This is a genomic window from Campylobacter sp. CNRCH_2015_1657, assembly GCF_025772685.1.
Taxonomy (GTDB): domain Bacteria; phylum Campylobacterota; class Campylobacteria; order Campylobacterales; family Campylobacteraceae; genus Campylobacter_D; species Campylobacter_D lari_D.
On the sequence record NZ_JAKMSO010000002.1, the window covers coordinates 55,195 to 72,176 of the forward strand.

Here is a 16,982-nt window from a genome sequence, read left to right on the forward strand (position 1 = left end):
TTTATTTTCTCCTTTTGATTTTTCTTTGAACTAGCATTAAAATTGCAACACATAAAAATCCATAGATTAAAATTCTCATGATATTTAAAGTATCACGATTTGAATTTCCATAAAAAGGTTTTATATTAAAATAATTTGCTACTTGATCGGCTATATCTGCATAACCATTTAAAATAGCTGCATTATAAATATCTTTTTGTTTAGGATTTGCAAGTATAGGTAAAATTGTTCCTTTTTCAGGATAAGGACTCAAAACACCTTCTTTATCAAAAAAAGCCAAAGCATCATCGCTTGCAAGTATATCTACCTTATGTGAAGCTTTAGAAAATACAAGTAAAATATATGGTTTACTTAAATTAGCTTCATAATTTTTTAAACTTTCAAAATCTTTTTTATCACTTAATGCTAAAGCGATATTTACTCCAGTTAATTCATAAATTTGTCTAGAACTTGTAGTGATATTTTGTTCTATCGCAGTGTTTAAGATATTATCATTTAACAATATTTCAGCATGTAAAAAATTAGCAAAACAAATAAAAATGGCGGCTAAAAAACCGCCTTTAAATATATTTTTCATCCTATAAAAAGATGATTTGCAGTTAAAACCGACCAAGCAGTGATTCCAGCCGCTACAACTAAACCGGCTATGATTAAATACTCAAGAACTTTTACCATAATCATTCCTTTATAATGATATGTTCTTCTCTTTTAGAGTCAAACATTTTAATTTGTTCTGCATTTTCTATTTTATAAGGTTTTTGCATAACATCTTGTTGTGTTTTTAGACCCAAAATAGTTAATCCTGCTAAAATCGATAATAATAAAATAGTTGCTATTAACATTCCGCTAACGCCTGAAAGTGAAAATACACATCTGTTTGAATTTTCCATTATTCGCCCCTTGAAAGAGAAATCACATATTCGCCAACTGCTTCTTTTTGAAGCTCATTTAACAAGCCATTGTTAAAATGAGGCATTACACCTATACTACCTGCTTTACCACGATTTAAAACATCTACTACAAATTCTGCACTACCATATTTTGTTAAATCTGGAGCCACTAATTGACCATCAATAGTTCCTTTTCCATCTTCACCATGGCATACTGTACAAGTGACAAACAATTCTTTTCCTTTTGCTACAAGTTGAGGATTTTCAGTTTTTTTAATTGCTGAAATTTCAAAAGCAACATAAGCAGCAATTGCAGGAATATCAGCTTCATCTATACCATTATCTGCTGCACTTAACATCTCACCCATAGGATAATTTAAGCCCTTAGAACCTTTAGTAATTACTTCTATAAGTCCCTCTTCTGAACCCCAAACATTAAGATTTTGAGCTTTTCCATTGATACCATCGCCTGTAATACCATGACAAGAAGAGCATTGAACTAAAAAGATATTTTTACCCATTTCTTGCTTATCTTCATTGCTTAAATTTGCAAATTTTTGTGCAAATTTCTCATTATGCGCTTGCACTTCTTTATTATATTGACCAATTTGAGAATAACTATTTAAAGGATACCCCCAAAGAAAATACCATATACACCATACTATAGCTAAGAAAAATACCACAGCCCAGCCAAATGGTATAGGATTTTTATATTCACCTATACCATCCCAACTATGTTCACTTAGCTCACCCTGACTTTTTTCTTCTTTCATACTTTTAAACAATTTTCCTACCACAACAAGCGTAATCAATATGATAAGAATTGCCCCAATAAAAGATAATAAATTAACATTATCTTGTAAGTTCAACCATTGCATTAAGCACTCCTTTTATTTTGCTCTAAAACACGATCGCCAATTTCATCATGTAATGCTAAATCAGCATATTTTTCATAGTTTCTTCTACCTGTTTTTTCAGATCTATACAAATGAAACCAATAAGAATACAAAACTACCACTAAGAATACTACAAGAGCAAAAAAGCCATAAGCTTGCAACTCTCTTATTAGTTCTAAATCCATAGTTTTTCCTATTTCAAGCTATTAAGATACGCAATCAAAGCGACAATTTCTCTAATTTCACCTCTAGCAAACGCATCTTTAACATCTTGATTTTTCATTTGATCTACTATAGCTTGGGCTTCTGCTTTAACTTCTGCTTGAGCTTCTTCCCAAGTACCAAGTTTTGTACCATTTTCAACATCATAAGGAACATTGAAAACTTTTTTTACAGTTAGTGCTTCTGCATAAGCTGTTTCTATATTTGCATTATTGCTAAACATATGTTTGTAAGCTGGCATAATAGAACCAGGAACAACTGAAACTGGATCCCACATGTGATTTTCATGCCAATCTGTAGTTCTAAAATTACCTATACGCAATAAATCAGGTCCAGTTCTTTTTGAACCCCATAAAAATGGTCTATCATAAGCATATTCACCACTAACTGAATACATACCATAACGATCTGTTTCTGATTTAAAAGGACGAATAAGTTGTGAATGACATGCATTGCAACTTTCTTTAATATAAGCATGGCGTCCTGCAAGTTGTAAAACCGTATAAGGCTTTTTACCTTCAATTGGTCTTGCATTTTGAGCAAAATCAGGTAAAACTTCCACAATACCTGCATATGCGATCACTATAAATACTGCCACAGCAAAAAAGAATGGATTTTTTTCTAACCAACTAAACATATTTTTCCTCCTTATGCTGCCATAGGTGAAGCACTTTTTGGCTCTTTATCAAGCACTCTACCCACTGAAATTGATTTATAAATATTATAAACAAACATGAAAAATCCTACTAAGTACAACAAGCCACCTACAGCTCTAATCCAATAATAAGGAATAATAGCTTCAACAGTATCAATGAAAGTATAAAGTAAGTTACCATACTCATCTGTAGCTCTCCACATCATACCTTGAGTAATACCTGCTATCCACATAGAACTAAAGTATAATACTATACCTGTAGTTTGGATCCAAAATTGAGCTTCCATTAGCGATTTACTATATAATTCTCTTTTAAACATTCTAGGCACCATGTGATAAAGCGCAGCCATAGTCATAAAGCCAACCCAACCTAAAGTACCATCATGAACATGTCCTGGAATCCAATCTGTAAAGTGTGCTAATGCATTAACTGATTTAATAGAAAGAATAGGACCTTCCAAAGTTGAGAACATATAAAAAGTTGAAGCTAAAATCATAAATTTGATTAATGGGCTTTCTCTTAATTGACTCCACTCACCTTTCATAGTAAGTAAGATATTAATTGCTGAACCCCAAGAAGGTAAAATAAGAACGATTGAAAAAACTGAACCCATAGTTTGCATCCAATCAGGCACTGTAGAATAAATCAAGTGGTGTCCACCTGCCCATAAATAAACAAACATTAAGCCCCAAAATGCAAATAAAGATAATTTGTATGAGAAAATTGGTTGTCCACTTTCTTTTGGTAGAAAATAATAAATTTGAGCAATGATACCAACAGTGAATACAAATGCAACTGCATTGTGTCCATACCACCATTGAACTAATGCATCGTTTGTCCCTGCATACATAGAAACACTATGCCACCAATCACCCATTCCACTCACAAAATAAGTAGGCACAGCCATATTGTTAAATAAATAAAGCATTGCTATACCTAGGAAAGTAGCTATATAATACCAAAGTGAAACATATAAAGTTTTTTCACGGCGAATTCCAATAAGCCCAAAAATACTTACACCCCATAAAACCCAAACTAAAACTACCAATATATCAAGCGGCCATTCAAGCTCTGCGTATTCCTTTGAAGTACTAACACCTGCAAACAAAGTAATAACAGCTATAATCATAGTGATCATGTAAAGCCAAAAATGCAATTTACCAATGAACATTAAAAAGCTTGATTCTGCCATACTAACTTTTAGCACACGCTGACCAATATAATACCAAGTAGCCCAAATTCCTGAGAGCATAAAACCAAAAATTACACCTGAAGTGTGCAATGGTCTAAGTCTTGAAAAAGTACCATACTCACCGGCTAAATAATTTAAATCCGGATAAGCCATCTGAAAGGCAATAAGCGTTCCAATAGCCATACCAATAACACCAAACAATAAGGTAGCAAACATAAAATATTTAGCAACCGTATAGTCATAGTTTAATGCATTTCCTGGGTGCATTTCCTCTCCTTAAGTTTTTTTCTGCAATTATGCGATCTTTATATTATACGATACTTAATATCTTTTTTAGCTTAAACTATGTCTAATTATTTATTATTTATTAATAAATTATCGCGTAAAAACAAAGCCTATATAAGAAAAATACACACCATAACAAAAAATTAAAATATAGGAAATTAAACTAGCTATTTTTTGAAATTTTTCATTTAATGTTTTAGAAAAATACGCAAGAAATATCAATGCTGGTAAAGTTGAAAAACCAAAAACAAGCATAATTAAAGCCGATAAATACACACTTTGCACACTCATTCCAAAGGCTATATAAAAATACACCAAACCACAAGGCACAAAGCCATTTAAAAATCCTAAAAAAAGAGTACTCTTGAAAGATTTTTGTTGAATCAATCTAGAGATGTTTTTTTTAATTACGCATTCAAAAAATAAAGAATTTTCAAAAAAACTTAGAAATTTTCCTTTAAAAATCAAAGCAAGTGCTAATGTTATCATAAAAATTCCAATTATAAAAAACATTATGCCTTTTGAAAATTCACTAAATGAAAGCAAGCTTCCAAAAACTCCAAAAAATATACCCAAGCAAACATAAGCAAAAATTCGAGATAGATGATATGAGAAAATTAAAAGAAAAAAAGGGAGCTTAATTTGCTTTGAAAGCTGAGTATAAGCTAAAACAAAACCTCCACACATTCCATAACAATGCCCAAAACTAGAAAGAAAAGCTATACTTGCTAAAGCAATAAAATCTAAACTCACAAAAGCTCTAAAAATTCTTTAAAAATATACTTGCTCTCATGTGGTCCTGAAGAACTTTCTGGGTGATGTTGCACTGATATAATAGGATAATTTTTATATCTCACACCCTCTACATTATCACCAAACAAATTTCTATGAGTAATAGTTGCGACCTCTACTATTTCTTCAGGAATATTATAATTATGATTTTGTGCTGTAATTTCTACTGTGTTATTAGTAAGGTTAATAACAGGATGATTTGCTCCATGTTGGCCGAATTTCATTTTATAAGTTTCATAACCAAAAGCATTGCTTAAAAGTTGATGTCCCAAACAAATACCAAGCATAGGAATTTTAGCTTCTGCTAGTTTTTTAATCTCTGCGATTTCATCTTTTAAAATTTTTGGCTCACCTGGTCCATTGGATAAAAATACCCCATGAATTTTACCTTTTTGATATAAATCAATCAAATCTTTTGCCTTGGTATTATAAGGAAAAACTTCCACCTCAAGTCCAACACTTACAAGCTCATTTAAAATATTTTCTTTTACACCATAATCAATCACAGCTACTTTTTTACCATTTGCTTTTACATTCTCATAAGCTTTGTTGTTATGATTCCAAGCACCTTTACTATGTTTATAAGAGCTTTTAGTGCTAACCTGTGCTACATAATTTACCTCATCAATTTTAGCACTAGAAAGAAGCATTTTTTTAAGCTCTTCTTTGTCCTTAATTTCAGTAGATATTACCGCTCTCAAATTTCCTTGATCTCTGATCATTTTAACTAAAAATCTAGTATCAATTTCACAAAGCCCTATTTTTTCATGCTTTTTCAAATAAGCACTTAAAGAATCATTGGCTCTAAAATTAGAATAATCTTCATTTAATTCTCTTATAATCATTCCGCTAGCAAATACATTTTTACTTTCATTATCTTCATCATTAATACCAACTATACCAATTTCTGGCATTGAAAATACTACAAACTGACCTGCATATGATGGATCAGAAATAATTTCTTGATACCCCGTTAAAGAAGTATTAAAAACAAGCTCTCCAAAAAAAGTTCCACTTTGTCCAAAAGCCTTTGCGCTTAAAAAAACATCATTCTCTATATAAATATATGCTTTCATAAAAGTCCCTTTTTTCTAAGCTCTTCTTGATATAGCTTTTCAAATACCAATTCATATTCTTCAGAACCTGGAATAAGTTTTCTTTTATAATTTGAAATTTTTTCATAGACTAAATCTTCTAAATTTTCATACTCTTTTAAATAAGACATAATACTTGAAAAAATGAGATTTTTAACACGATTTTCTGACACATTGTAGTTTATCAAATCTTCTTCCACTAAATTTTCTAAAATTTTATGAGAAAGATTATTGTATCTATCTTCACTATCAAGCATAAATTTAAACTCATTTGCTAGTTTTTTCTTAATCATCCAAAACATACTTTTTCTATCTATTTGCATAAACTCAATTTCATCTTCTTGGCTTTCTAAAATTTCTTTTGCTTTTTCATCAAGTTTACGCTCATTTAAAACATCTATTTCTATAATTTCTTTTGCTGTTTTTAAAAGTTTTTGACTATCATCTTTAATTTTAACAAAAGAAGAATGCATTAAATCAAGTATTATTTTATTTGCTATATAAGGTATATGAGCTGGTTTGATACGCATTTATTCACCTTTTTATTTTTATTTTGAAATAATACTAAAAAAAAGGTAAAAACTGCTTAAAACTTACTGCGAACTTGCATTTTGATCTAAATTTTTCAAAAGTAGTGTTAAATCGGAAGCTTTTTTTGGATCCATCTTGGCCATAATGGATGAAATTTTTCTAGGATCTAGCGAAAGTAGAATTTTTGAAGCCTCATCCGGTTCCATTTCGCTTAATATACCTGCCACGGCCACATCTTTCATTTTAGCATAAATTTCTGTAATACGCCCCATAGTTTTATCATTAATAACTTGAAGATTTTGTTTAGTCGCTTCTAATATACGCTCATTTTGCTCTTTTAAACTTTTTATTTGCTCTAAACTTGCATTAACATCAGCTTCTTTTTGCTCCAAAGCTTGCATTTTTTCTTTTTGCAAAGCTTCAAAAGAAGCTCTATAAGCCTCTAAACTTTGTCTTGCTTCATCATATTCTCTAATTTGCTCTTGCATTTGCTCTTTTCTTGCTTCAAAATACTGCTCGCAATTTTGCTGTGCATTTACAAAATTTAAGAAAATCAATAAAAATATTATTTTTTTCATCATTTATCCTTATTAAAATGTCTTGTTATAGCAAGTTCATCTATAAATTTTTCTTCTTCTTTTTGTAAAGCTTTTTGGATTTTTTTTAATTCTTCATTTTCTAAAACCTTAATTTTTTCAAATTCCAAATGAGCCTTTTTGTATAAATGTTGATGATGTGCAAGTTCTTTTTTAGTTAGGTCTAATTTTTGTTTAATTCTTTGCTTACCCTCTCTTGCAATCTCTTGCATTTTTAAAGACGATCTTAACAAAGCTACTGAACCTTTATCAGCCAAAGTCAAGCTTTCGCATGTTTTCAAAGCTTCTTTAAATTCTTCTTCACACAACAAAAGCTTTTGTCTTGTTCTAGTCAAATTTGCCTCTGCTTTATCAAGCTGTTGTTTTCTAAGCTTAATCACAGAAGAATATTTGCTTTTCATAAAATGATAGTATCTTCTCTTTCAGGACTTGTGGAGATATAACCTACTCTAACGCCACTTAATTCTTCCAAACGCTTAATATATTTTTTAGCATTTTCAGGTAGCAAATCATAATCTCTAATCCCTGCAACTTTATCCCAACCTTCCATTACTTCATAAATAGGCTTAGCGTTTTCTAAATCACAAGGTACATAGTCTATTTCTTGTCCTTTATATTCATATGCTTTACAGATTTTAACACTTTCAAAACCATCTAATACATCAAGTTTCATTAATGATAAAGTATCTAAGCCATTTAATCTTGCAGTATATCTTACCGCAACCGCATCAAACCAACCACATCTTCTTTTTCTACCTGTACTTACTCCAATTTCTTTACCAATAAGCCCTATTTTTTCACCATCTTCGCCTAAATCCTCACTTGGAAAAGCTCCATTTCCCACTCTCGTTGTATAAGCTTTTACTATGCCTATAACTTTTCCAATTTCTTTTGGATTTAATCCCAAACCACTTAAAGCTCCAGCTGAAATAGTCGTTGAACTAGTTACATAAGGATAAGTTCCATGATCAATATCAAGCATAGAACCTTGCGCGCCTTCTAACAATACTTTTTTATCCTCATCTAAAGCTTTCCAAAGCATTCTTGTAGTATCTGTAATATATGGCGCTAGCACTTCTTTAAAGCGTTTTAAATCTTTTAAAATTTCATCATAACTAGGCATTGCAATACCTAAAACATCAAAATAAGTTTTTTTAAGTTCAAAATCTTTCATTAAATTTTCACAAAGTTTTTCAGGCTCTAGCAATTCCCCTACTCTATGTCCATTACGACTTATTTTATCTTCATAGCTTGGCCCTATGCCTTTGCCTGTTGTTCCTATAGCTTTATCGCCTTTAAGTCTTTCTCTTGCTTGATCAATCAAAGCATGATGATTTAAATTTAAATGAGCTCTATCGCTTATAAATAATCTTCCTTCTAAATTTTCAAATTGAGCCATTTCACTAATTAATACATCAGGATTAACTACAACTCCATTACCTATAACATTAATACATTGCTTATTTAAAACACCTGATGGCATTAAATGTAAAGCATATCTTATACCATCAACCCATATAGTGTGACCTGCATTATGTCCACCTGCACTTCTGCAAACATAATCATAATTTTCACATAGTTTATCAACTATCTTACCCTTACCCTCATCACCCCATTGGATACCAACGACAATATCTGCTTTACTCATAAAAAAACTCCATTTTGACTTAAATTTGGCGAGAAGGTGAGAGAATCGAACTCCCCAAAAAGTAGTCAACTACCCTTTCATCTGATTTGAAGTCAGTGGCCATCACCAGATAAGCTAACCTTCCAAAAATGATATTATATCTTAATATTTTTAATTGAAACAAAAATTAAACATATGAAATTATAAGCGTGTAAAAATACTTTGAAATATTATATTTTTTAGTTATAATGTTTGTTTTTCAGTGTCAAGTTTTGACAATTACAATTTTTGGATATATCAATGCATTCTTTCAAACAATCTTTTTTTATAAATTTTTGGGATAATTCCAAAGGCATGATTATACTTGGAATTTTAAGTGCTATTTATTTTGGAATTTTTGGTAGTGTTTGGGCTGTTACAGGTGAAATGACACGCTGGGGTGGAGAAATTTTAGAATTTTTTGGTATGGATTTAAGCTCCTACACTTACTACCAAAAGCAAAATTTAAGCGGCAGTCCCTTAACAAGAATTGATGGTATCATGCTCATAGGTATGTTTATAGGATGCTTAATAGCTGCATTTTTAGCAAATAAATTTAAATGGCGTTTACCTGCTAGCAAAATTCGAATTTTTCAAGCTATTATAGGAGGAATTTTATCAGGCTTTGGTGCAAGACTTGCTTTTGGTTGTAATTTAGCAAATTTCTTTACAGGTTTACCTTATTTTTCTTTACATACTTGGGTTTTTACTTTATTTATGATTTTAGGAATTTATCTAGGTGTTAAGGTTTGTAATCTTGCCTTATTTAAGCCAAAAGCAAAGTTACAACGCGTTTGCAAAGAAAATCAAAAATTAAAAACACAAAATAAAATTTCAAAAATATATTTTTACATAGGACTTGGTGTATTTATAATTTTTATAACTTATGTTGTATTTATACTACAAAAACAAAATATTGATATTAAAAACAAAGAAAGTTTTTTTCCTTTAGCGTTAATATTTGGTTTTGTTTTTGGTTTTATCATTTCTAGGGCTCAAATTTGCTTCACTTCTTGCTTTAGAGATTTATTTTTATTTGGTAGAGACAATGCTATAAAAGGCGCTTTAATAGGTATGATCATAGCTTGTTTAATAGCTTTTGCTTTTATATTACAAGGGCATACTAGCAAAGTAATAGAAATATCACCAAACCTTGCTATAGGTGCTTTTTTATTTGGATTTGGAATAGTTTTTGCCGGAGGATGCGAGTGTGGTTGGATGTATAGAGCTTGCGAGGGGCAAAGTCATTTTATTATAGTGGGTATTGCCAATATCATCGGTACTATGATCTTAGCTTTAAATTATGATCATTTCCCAAAAATACTAACAAATGGTATAAAAATTCATCTTTTAAATGATTTTGGTTATTTTAATGGCTTATTAATCAATTTAGCTTTGTTTGCTATTTTATTTTTGTTTGTTTTAAAATTTAAAAAATTATTCTTCCAACACAACAAAGGAAAATTATGATTATTCATTATAGTTTAAATTTAGAAAGTGAGGCATGCCCATATCCTGCTATAGCTACCATTGATGCATTAAAAGAATTAAAATCAGGTGAGGTCTTAGAAATTTTATGTGATTGCCCACAAAGTATTAATTCTATACCTCAAGATGCGAAAAATCGCGGATTTGAAATTTTAGAGATAGATCAAGATGGACCAACGCTTAGATTTTTAATTCAAAAACCTTAAAAATTAGATTTGAGTATTTACTCAAATCTTTATATTTATACGATATTTTTCTATTAAATTTTCATCCAATATCACTCCTATACCCACAGCATCATTGACTTCAACTATACCATCTTTGCAAGGGATTAAATTTTTCACCAAATGAGTAAAAAGCACACTTGTTGATTGAGAATACTCTATCAAATTACAATATTTAGTACTTGCTAGAAACTGCACCGTAGCAGCAAGTAAAATTCCTGTAGAAAAACCATGCGGGACTAAATCACAACCATATTTTAAAGATATTTTTTCAATTTCTAACATAGTGTCAAAACCACCGCATCTAGTAATATCAGGTTGCACAATAGAAACTTTTGACTTTTTAATAAAATTTTCAAACTCATTTAGCGTGTAAAAACTCTCTCCACCCGTAATCTTACAAGGTAAGTGTTCGCTAAGTCTTGCATAATCATAAAAATTATTTGCACTAACTGGTTCTTCTATCCACTCTAAGTTATATTCTTCAATTTCCAAAAATCTTTCTCTTGCATAAGAAAAATTTTTCCAAAGCCCTACTAAGTCAATACTAAGTTTAATATCATCACCCACTGCACCTCTAATATTCTTGATAATCTCTTTATCAGCTAATGCATTATTACCAAAGCCTGCACCACCAAATTTTAATAGTTTAAAACCTTCTTCTTTTAAGTATTTTACTCTAGAAATATTTTCTTCCATATTTTCACTCGGAATAAAAGTAGCGTATGCATTTAAAAAGTCTTTTCTTTTTCCACCAAGTATGGTAGCTACACTTACACCATAAATTTTTCCAAGTAAATCATATAAAGCAATATTTATTGCACTTAAAGCACAAATTAATGCTCCGCTAAGTCCATAATACGCACTTCCCTCAATCAAATCATCCATAATCTTCTTAATATTTCTTGGATCTTGTCCTATTAAAATTTCACTTAAATTTCTACAAGATCCATGAGTACTAGGCTGCTCAAACATTATCTTTAAAACTGCTGCAGCACTATCACTTTCCCCTATTCCATAAAGATTATTATCTGTATAAATTCTTAATATAAAGGCATCTTCACCCCACTCACAAGACTCATCAAAAGTTTTTGTCCTTAACCATATAGGTTCAACCTTAGTAATTTTCATTATCCATCCTTTTTATCCATTTAATAAGCCCATAAAAGCTAATAGCAAGTATTACCAAAAAAGGAGCAGCACTCAAAACAACTGCAACTTTTAAGGTATTTAAATCTGCATTTATATAAAGCATTGCTAGAGGAATTAATCCAAGCATAATACACCAAAAAACTTTTAAATATTTACTAGGATTTTCACTATCTATTTTTGTGCTTACACAAGAAATAGTAAATGCAGTAGCATCCATATGAGAAGCCAAAAATACCATCATAAGCAGGAAATAAAAAAGAGCAAAAATAGTACCAAATGGTAGTGTTTTTACCAATGCTACCACTCCAGCTTCTCCAGCATTTGAACTAATAAAATTTGGAACATCTAAGATTCCACTTTGAAAAATATCTATTGCATATGAACTCAAAACTCCAAAGAAAAACCAAGTCCCAATACATCCACCCACAATAAGACCAAAAATTACTTGACGAATGGTCCTTCCTTTAGAAATTTTTGTCACAAAAATACTAACAGCAGGAGTGTAAGTAATCCAATAAAGCCAATAAAAAACTGTCCAATCAGAATTAAAGCTACTTACACCAGCAATATCATTATATAAGCTCATTGAAACATAATTACTAAAAAATACCCCTATACTATTTATTATATTATTTAATATAAATACACTATCTCCTAAAATAAATACCAATATTGCAAACACAAAACACAAGATACAAGATATTTTAGCAAGTTTTGCCATACCACTTGATAATCCAACAAAACTAGAAAAGGTAAAAACAGCTGTAACAATAGCTAAAAGAATAAATTTTAAATAAAAACCATCATTAATATCAAAAATTCCAGAAAGTCCAGCACTAATTGTAATTATAGAAAGGGTTGTAGTAAGCACAAGTCCACCAAAAGTACTAAATAAAAACACAACATCGATGATTTTATCAAGCACTATATTTTGATTAATATGCAAGATATTTGCTATTAAACTTGAAATTTTTAAATTTTTATTTTTAAAAATATAAAAATGAAAACACATTGCAATAGAACTTAAAGCATATACAGCCCAAGGCGTAATACCCCAATGCAAATACACAAAAGAAGTTGCACTTCTTAAAGCTTCTGTAGATTTTGGAGTAATATTTAACCCAGGTGCTAAATAATAATATGCCCATTCCATAAATGCCCAATACATAGTAGCAGATCCAAGTCCTGCACAAATAAACATAAAAATCCAAGCAGTATTTGAATAAGGATTTATCCCATCGCCTAATTTAATATTACCTATTTTAGAAAAAGCCAAGTAGAAAATAAAAACTACACAAATAAACTCAAAAAGTTGAACAAATGAGCCAAACATATGTGTAAGCTTACTAAAAAGAAAATTTGCTACTTCTAAAGCTTTACTAGGATTTATAAGTAAAATTACAATCACCATAAAAACCGCCAAGATAGATGTCACTATCAAAAATAAATCATAAGTTTTTTGATTATTTTTTTGCATAAATCTCCTTTTTGTTTCAAGTAGTAAATATATAGTATTTTCTTATTTTAAAATAAAACTTAAAGAAACTTTTATCATAAATGCATTAAAAGCCATACCTCAGTATTTTCAAATATTTTTTACTATAATAAAAAATTATTTAATCAATAAATTATTGCTACTAAAATACACAAATAAATAATGTTATTTCTCAAAATATAAAAATATTTAAAAAAATATCTTACATTGAAATTAAACACAAAAAAGGAGGAATACATGTGGCAAGGGAGAAATGATGGTGATGAAATTATCCATAAACGATTATTTAAATGTTTAAATCACTCTTCAAATAATAAATTATTAGGCTTTTGTTCATCATTGGGTGTGCAGAGAAATAATGGTAGAATTGGAAGTGAATTAGCACCAAAAATTATAAGAAAGAATATGGCAAATTTTGCTATACATGATGATTTTGATTTTGATGATTTAGGAGATATTGAAAATTTTGATACCCTAGAATTAGGCGATGAACTACTTTATCACAAGTGCTTAGAAATTTTACATAATAATCATTATGGTGTAATTTTAGGAGGTGGACACGAAACATCTTTAGCTTGTATCAAAGCGCTTTTAGATTACAAAAAAAGTGTAGGAGTTATAAATTTTGATGCACATTTTGATGTAAGAATTCAGGAGTTACATACTTCTGGAAATTCTTTTTACAAAGCTTATGAATATGCAAAAGAAAATAATTATAATTTTTCTTATCTTTGCTTGGGTGCAAGTAAATTATCTAACACAAAAGCACTTTTTCAAACTATGGATAATATGAAAGCAAGTTATGTTTTAGATACTGAATTTGAAAAATGTATAGAAGTCATTAAAAACTTCTTAAAACAAAATGAAGTTGTTTATTTAAGTATTGATATGGATGTATTTTCACAAAGCATAGCTCCTGCTGTAAGCGCCCCTGCTGTTTTTGGTATCAATTTAAAAGAAATTTTAACTCCGATAAAAATTATTTTTGAAAGCAAAAAAGTTGCTTTAGCAGATATTTGTGAATTTAATCCTAAATTTGATATAGACAATCACACTGCAAAAATCGCTGCTTATCTAGCATATTTTTTATTAAGTAAAGGAATGATATGAAATTTGATAGTTTAAGTGTATTAGCTATTAGTATCGGGGTTTTATTGTTTGGTATGTTTTTGAAAAAACGTTTTTTAATCTTAGAAAAATTTTGCATTCCCGCACCAGTTATAGGTGGATTTTTAATCAGTATAATCATTTGGATTTTAAGTTTTATTGAGATTAAAGTTGATTTTGATACAAGTTTACAAACTCCTTTAATGGTGGCTTTTTTTACCGTAATAGGATTAAGTGGAAGTTTTAAACTCTTAAAAGTAGGAGGAAAAGTACTTTTAATCTATCTAGGTTGTTGCTGGTTTATGGCTTTAATGCAAAATTTTATCGGCATTTCCATGATGAGTTTATTCGATTTAAATAAACTATATGGAATTTTATGTGGTGCTGTTTCTTTGGAAGGAGGACATGGAAATGCTATAGCTTTTGGAGGTATGGTTGAAGAATTAAGTGGCTTAAATAACGCTAAAGTTTTAGCAGTGGCAGCGGCAACCTTTGGACTGATTTCAGGGTCTTTGCTCGGAGGTCCTGTAGCAAAATATCTTATAAATAAACACAAATTAAAAATCACAACTAATCAAGATATTAAAGATATAGATCCTCTAAAGCATGAAATTCACAATGCAAATTATAAAGATTTTTTAAAATCTTTATTTTTAATATTATGTATTATGTGTATTGGATTTTTTTTAAGTTCCAAATTTACACAATATAGCGGCTATTCTTTGCCTAGTTATGTTGGTGCCATGCTTGTTGCTATTGTTGTAAGAAATATTAATGATTCTTTTAATATTTTCAAGCTAAATCAATATACAATAGATACTATAAGTGAATTAAGTCTTGGTATTTTTTTAACTATGGCTATGATAAATTTAAAAATAAACGAACTAAGTGCTGTTGCTACACCTCTTTTTATTACTTTGATTGTGCAAGTTTTAGCTTTACTATTCTTTACAATTTTTATAGTTTTTAGATTATGCGGAAAAAATTATGATAGTGCGATTATGTGTGCCGGACTTATGGGACATGGTCTAGGTGCAACACCAAATGCAGTAGCAAATATGAATGCAGTTTGTTCTAGATATAATTTAACTTCAAGACAAGCTTTTTTAATAGTACCTTTATGCGGTGCTGTTTTAATTGATATTGTTGCAATACCTTTAAATACTTATTTGATTAATATTTTTTCATAGTTACTCTCGCATATTGCGAGAGTATTAGAGATGTTTTAGCATTGTTTCATAAGCTGCTTTAGTTCCTGGGCGAACTTTAGTTACCATGCTCACTAAAATAATCACAACAGAAGCAGCTAAAAATCCTGGAATGATTTCATAAATAGGAAAATCAAGCCACTCTGCTAAGAAATTTTTATATACTACAACTACAACTGCACCGGTAATCATACCTGCAATAGCAGCATATCTAGTCATTTTTGACCAAAATAACGAAAAGAGCATTACAGAACCAAAACTTGCTCCAAACCCTGCCCAAGCATAAGCTACTATACTTAATACGCTTGAGTTTTTATCAGTAGAAATAATAAAAGCTATCACAGCTACTGCTAAAACACCAAATCTACCCAAAGTCATCACTGTTTTATTGGACGCTTCTTTGTTAAAAATTCTTTTATAAAAATCCTCTGCTATAGTTGAACTTGAAACAAGCAATTGCGAACTTGCTGTGCTCATAATGGCTGCCAAAATAGCACTTAATAAAACACCTGCTATCCAAGGATTGAAAAGCAATTGCGACATTACGATAAAAATCTTTTCAGGATCTTGCAAACTAAGCTCAAATTTACTCACATAAGCTATACCTAAAATACCTATCAAACAAGCTCCAATTAAAGATATAACCATCCAAGAAATTCCTACAAAAGTAGCAGTTGGAATATCTTTAGTTGATCTTATAGACATAAAACGCACCAAAATATGTGGCTGACCAAAATACCCAAGTCCCCAAGAAAGCGCTGAAACTATACCCAAAAAGCTTAATCCTTCCCCCATAGAAAAAGTATTTGGCTTAATTTCTTTGACTATATTAACAGCTTCACTAAAGCCACCCAAATGATAAATCATCACTATAGGTACGATAATCAAGGCACTCATCATTAATAAACCCTGAATCAAATCCGTCCAACAAACTGCCTTATATCCACCCAAAAATGTATAAGCAACTATAATCACAGTTCCTGTAGTAAGTGCATAATCATATTGGATTCCAAAAGTTGCTTCAAAAAGCTTTGCTCCACCTACAAGCCCTGATGAAACATAAAAAGTAAAGAAAATTAAAATAACAATAGCACAAACCACTCTTAATATATGCTTATCATCATCAAACCTTGTTTCAAAATAATCAGGTATGGTAATAGAATTTGCAATCACACTAGTATAAATTCTAAGTCTTTTTGCTACAAAAGCCCAGTTTAAAAATGCTCCTATACTAAGCCCTATTGCAATATAGCTTTCAGCTAAACCACTTACATATAAAGCTCCCGGTAAACCCATTAAAAGCCAACCGCTCATATCAGAAGCTCCAGCACTAAGTGCTGAAACCACAGGTCCCATAGAACGACCACCTAAAAAATAGTCCTCTGAATTTTTATTTTGTTTATAAAAATAAAATCCAATAAAAAGCATTAATGCTGAATATGCGACAAACATTATCGCAATTTGAGTATTAATGTGTACAACCTCCAT

General features: G+C 30.3%; 19 protein-coding genes and 1 tRNA gene. 4 read left to right on the forward strand and 16 right to left on the reverse strand.

Features of this window, described 5'->3' with window-relative positions:
* Position 1: 1 nt before the first annotated feature.
* The 13 genes from L8X27_RS02055 to L8X27_RS02120 all read right to left on the reverse strand — a co-directional run bounded on the left by L8X27_RS02055 (position 2) and on the right by L8X27_RS02120 (position 8,926).
* The gene (locus L8X27_RS02055) at positions 2 to 577 is read right to left on the reverse strand and encodes a hypothetical protein (protein ID WP_261529512.1); all 576 of its coding nucleotides are present in this window, start codon (positions 575 to 577) and stop codon (positions 2 to 4) included.
* 100 nt (positions 578 to 677) lie between these two features.
* The gene (locus tag L8X27_RS02065; RefSeq protein ID WP_133319393.1) at positions 678 to 890 is read right to left on the reverse strand and encodes a DUF4006 family protein; all 213 of its coding nucleotides are present in this window, start codon (positions 888 to 890) and stop codon (positions 678 to 680) included.
* Positions 890 to 1,768 carry a cytochrome-c oxidase, cbb3-type subunit III gene (gene ccoP / locus L8X27_RS02070; RefSeq protein ID WP_263671006.1) on the reverse strand — a complete coding sequence of 293 codons (879 nt, stop codon included), beginning with the start codon at positions 1,766 to 1,768 and terminating at the stop codon, positions 890 to 892. The genes L8X27_RS02065 and ccoP overlap by 1 nt, the downstream gene beginning before the upstream one ends.
* Positions 1,768 to 1,971: a cytochrome c oxidase, cbb3-type, CcoQ subunit gene (locus L8X27_RS02075; RefSeq protein ID WP_133319395.1), complete on the reverse strand. Its 204-nt coding sequence runs from the start codon at positions 1,969 to 1,971 to the stop codon at positions 1,768 to 1,770. Before L8X27_RS02075 ends, ccoP begins: the two co-directional genes overlap by 1 nt.
* Before the next feature lie 8 nt (positions 1,972 to 1,979).
* Positions 1,980 to 2,645, reverse strand: coding sequence for a cytochrome-c oxidase, cbb3-type subunit II (ccoO, locus tag L8X27_RS02080; protein WP_087700416.1), 666 nt, complete (start codon positions 2,643 to 2,645; stop codon positions 1,980 to 1,982).
* 11 nt (positions 2,646 to 2,656) lie between these two features.
* Entirely contained in the window at positions 2,657 to 4,123 is a 1,467-nt protein-coding gene (gene ccoN / locus L8X27_RS02085) for a cytochrome-c oxidase, cbb3-type subunit I (protein WP_039617631.1), read from the reverse strand.
* Positions 4,124 to 4,231: 108 nt separating this feature from the next.
* Entirely contained in the window at positions 4,232 to 4,894 is a 663-nt protein-coding gene (locus L8X27_RS02090; protein ID WP_133319397.1) for a sulfite exporter TauE/SafE family protein, read from the reverse strand.
* Entirely contained in the window at positions 4,891 to 6,009 is a 1,119-nt protein-coding gene (gene carA, locus L8X27_RS02095) for a glutamine-hydrolyzing carbamoyl-phosphate synthase small subunit (protein WP_263671007.1), read from the reverse strand. The genes L8X27_RS02090 and carA overlap by 4 nt, the downstream gene beginning before the upstream one ends.
* Positions 6,006 to 6,557: a DUF507 family protein gene (locus L8X27_RS02100; protein ID WP_133319399.1), complete on the reverse strand. Its 552-nt coding sequence runs from the start codon at positions 6,555 to 6,557 to the stop codon at positions 6,006 to 6,008. The genes carA and L8X27_RS02100 overlap by 4 nt, the downstream gene beginning before the upstream one ends.
* Before the next feature lie 63 nt (positions 6,558 to 6,620).
* Positions 6,621 to 7,139 carry a MotE family protein gene (locus tag L8X27_RS02105; RefSeq protein WP_165955271.1) on the reverse strand — a complete coding sequence of 173 codons (519 nt, stop codon included), beginning with the start codon at positions 7,137 to 7,139 and terminating at the stop codon, positions 6,621 to 6,623.
* A complete protein-coding gene (locus tag L8X27_RS02110) occupies positions 7,136 to 7,555 on the reverse strand; it encodes a flagellar FliJ family protein (protein WP_133319401.1) in 420 nt (139 codons plus the stop codon). The genes L8X27_RS02105 and L8X27_RS02110 overlap by 4 nt, the downstream gene beginning before the upstream one ends.
* Positions 7,552 to 8,802, reverse strand: coding sequence for an adenylosuccinate synthase (locus tag L8X27_RS02115; RefSeq protein WP_133319402.1), 1,251 nt, complete (start codon positions 8,800 to 8,802; stop codon positions 7,552 to 7,554). Before L8X27_RS02115 ends, L8X27_RS02110 begins: the two co-directional genes overlap by 4 nt.
* 26 nt (positions 8,803 to 8,828) lie before the next feature.
* A tRNA-Sec gene (locus L8X27_RS02120) sits at positions 8,829 to 8,926 on the reverse strand.
* Positions 8,927 to 9,081: 155 nt separating this feature from the next.
* Here L8X27_RS02120 and yedE point away from each other — a divergent pair.
* Both yedE and yedF read left to right on the forward strand, forming a co-directional pair.
* A complete protein-coding gene (gene yedE, locus L8X27_RS02125) occupies positions 9,082 to 10,290 on the forward strand; it encodes a selenium metabolism membrane protein YedE/FdhT (RefSeq protein WP_263671010.1) in 1,209 nt (402 codons plus the stop codon).
* Positions 10,287 to 10,514: a sulfurtransferase-like selenium metabolism protein YedF gene (gene yedF / locus L8X27_RS02130; RefSeq protein ID WP_263671011.1), complete on the forward strand. Its 228-nt coding sequence runs from the start codon at positions 10,287 to 10,289 to the stop codon at positions 10,512 to 10,514. The genes yedE and yedF overlap by 4 nt, the downstream gene beginning before the upstream one ends.
* A 21-nt stretch (positions 10,515 to 10,535) precedes the next feature.
* On the opposite strand, the gene L8X27_RS02135 is transcribed toward yedF, so the two are convergent.
* Complete coding sequence (locus L8X27_RS02135) at positions 10,536 to 11,663, reverse strand: mandelate racemase/muconate lactonizing enzyme family protein (RefSeq protein WP_133319405.1); 1,128 nt, start codon at positions 11,661 to 11,663, stop codon at positions 10,536 to 10,538.
* Positions 11,650 to 13,161, reverse strand: coding sequence for a BCCT family transporter (locus L8X27_RS02140; protein WP_263664637.1), 1,512 nt, complete (start codon positions 13,159 to 13,161; stop codon positions 11,650 to 11,652). The genes L8X27_RS02135 and L8X27_RS02140 overlap by 14 nt, the downstream gene beginning before the upstream one ends.
* Before the next feature lie 255 nt (positions 13,162 to 13,416).
* On the opposite strand from L8X27_RS02140, the gene L8X27_RS02145 reads away from it, so the two are divergent.
* Positions 13,417 to 14,289: a formimidoylglutamase gene (locus tag L8X27_RS02145; RefSeq protein ID WP_263661071.1), complete on the forward strand. Its 873-nt coding sequence runs from the start codon at positions 13,417 to 13,419 to the stop codon at positions 14,287 to 14,289.
* Entirely contained in the window at positions 14,286 to 15,476 is a 1,191-nt protein-coding gene (gltS, locus tag L8X27_RS02150) for a sodium/glutamate symporter (protein WP_133319408.1), read from the forward strand. Before L8X27_RS02145 ends, gltS begins: the two co-directional genes overlap by 4 nt.
* Positions 15,477 to 15,500: 24 nt before the next feature.
* Here gltS and putP read toward each other — a convergent pair whose 3' ends face one another.
* Positions 15,501 to 16,982 (reverse strand): sodium/proline symporter PutP, encoded by a 1,482-nt coding sequence (putP, locus tag L8X27_RS02155; RefSeq protein ID WP_220566430.1) that lies wholly within the window; start codon positions 16,980 to 16,982, stop codon positions 15,501 to 15,503.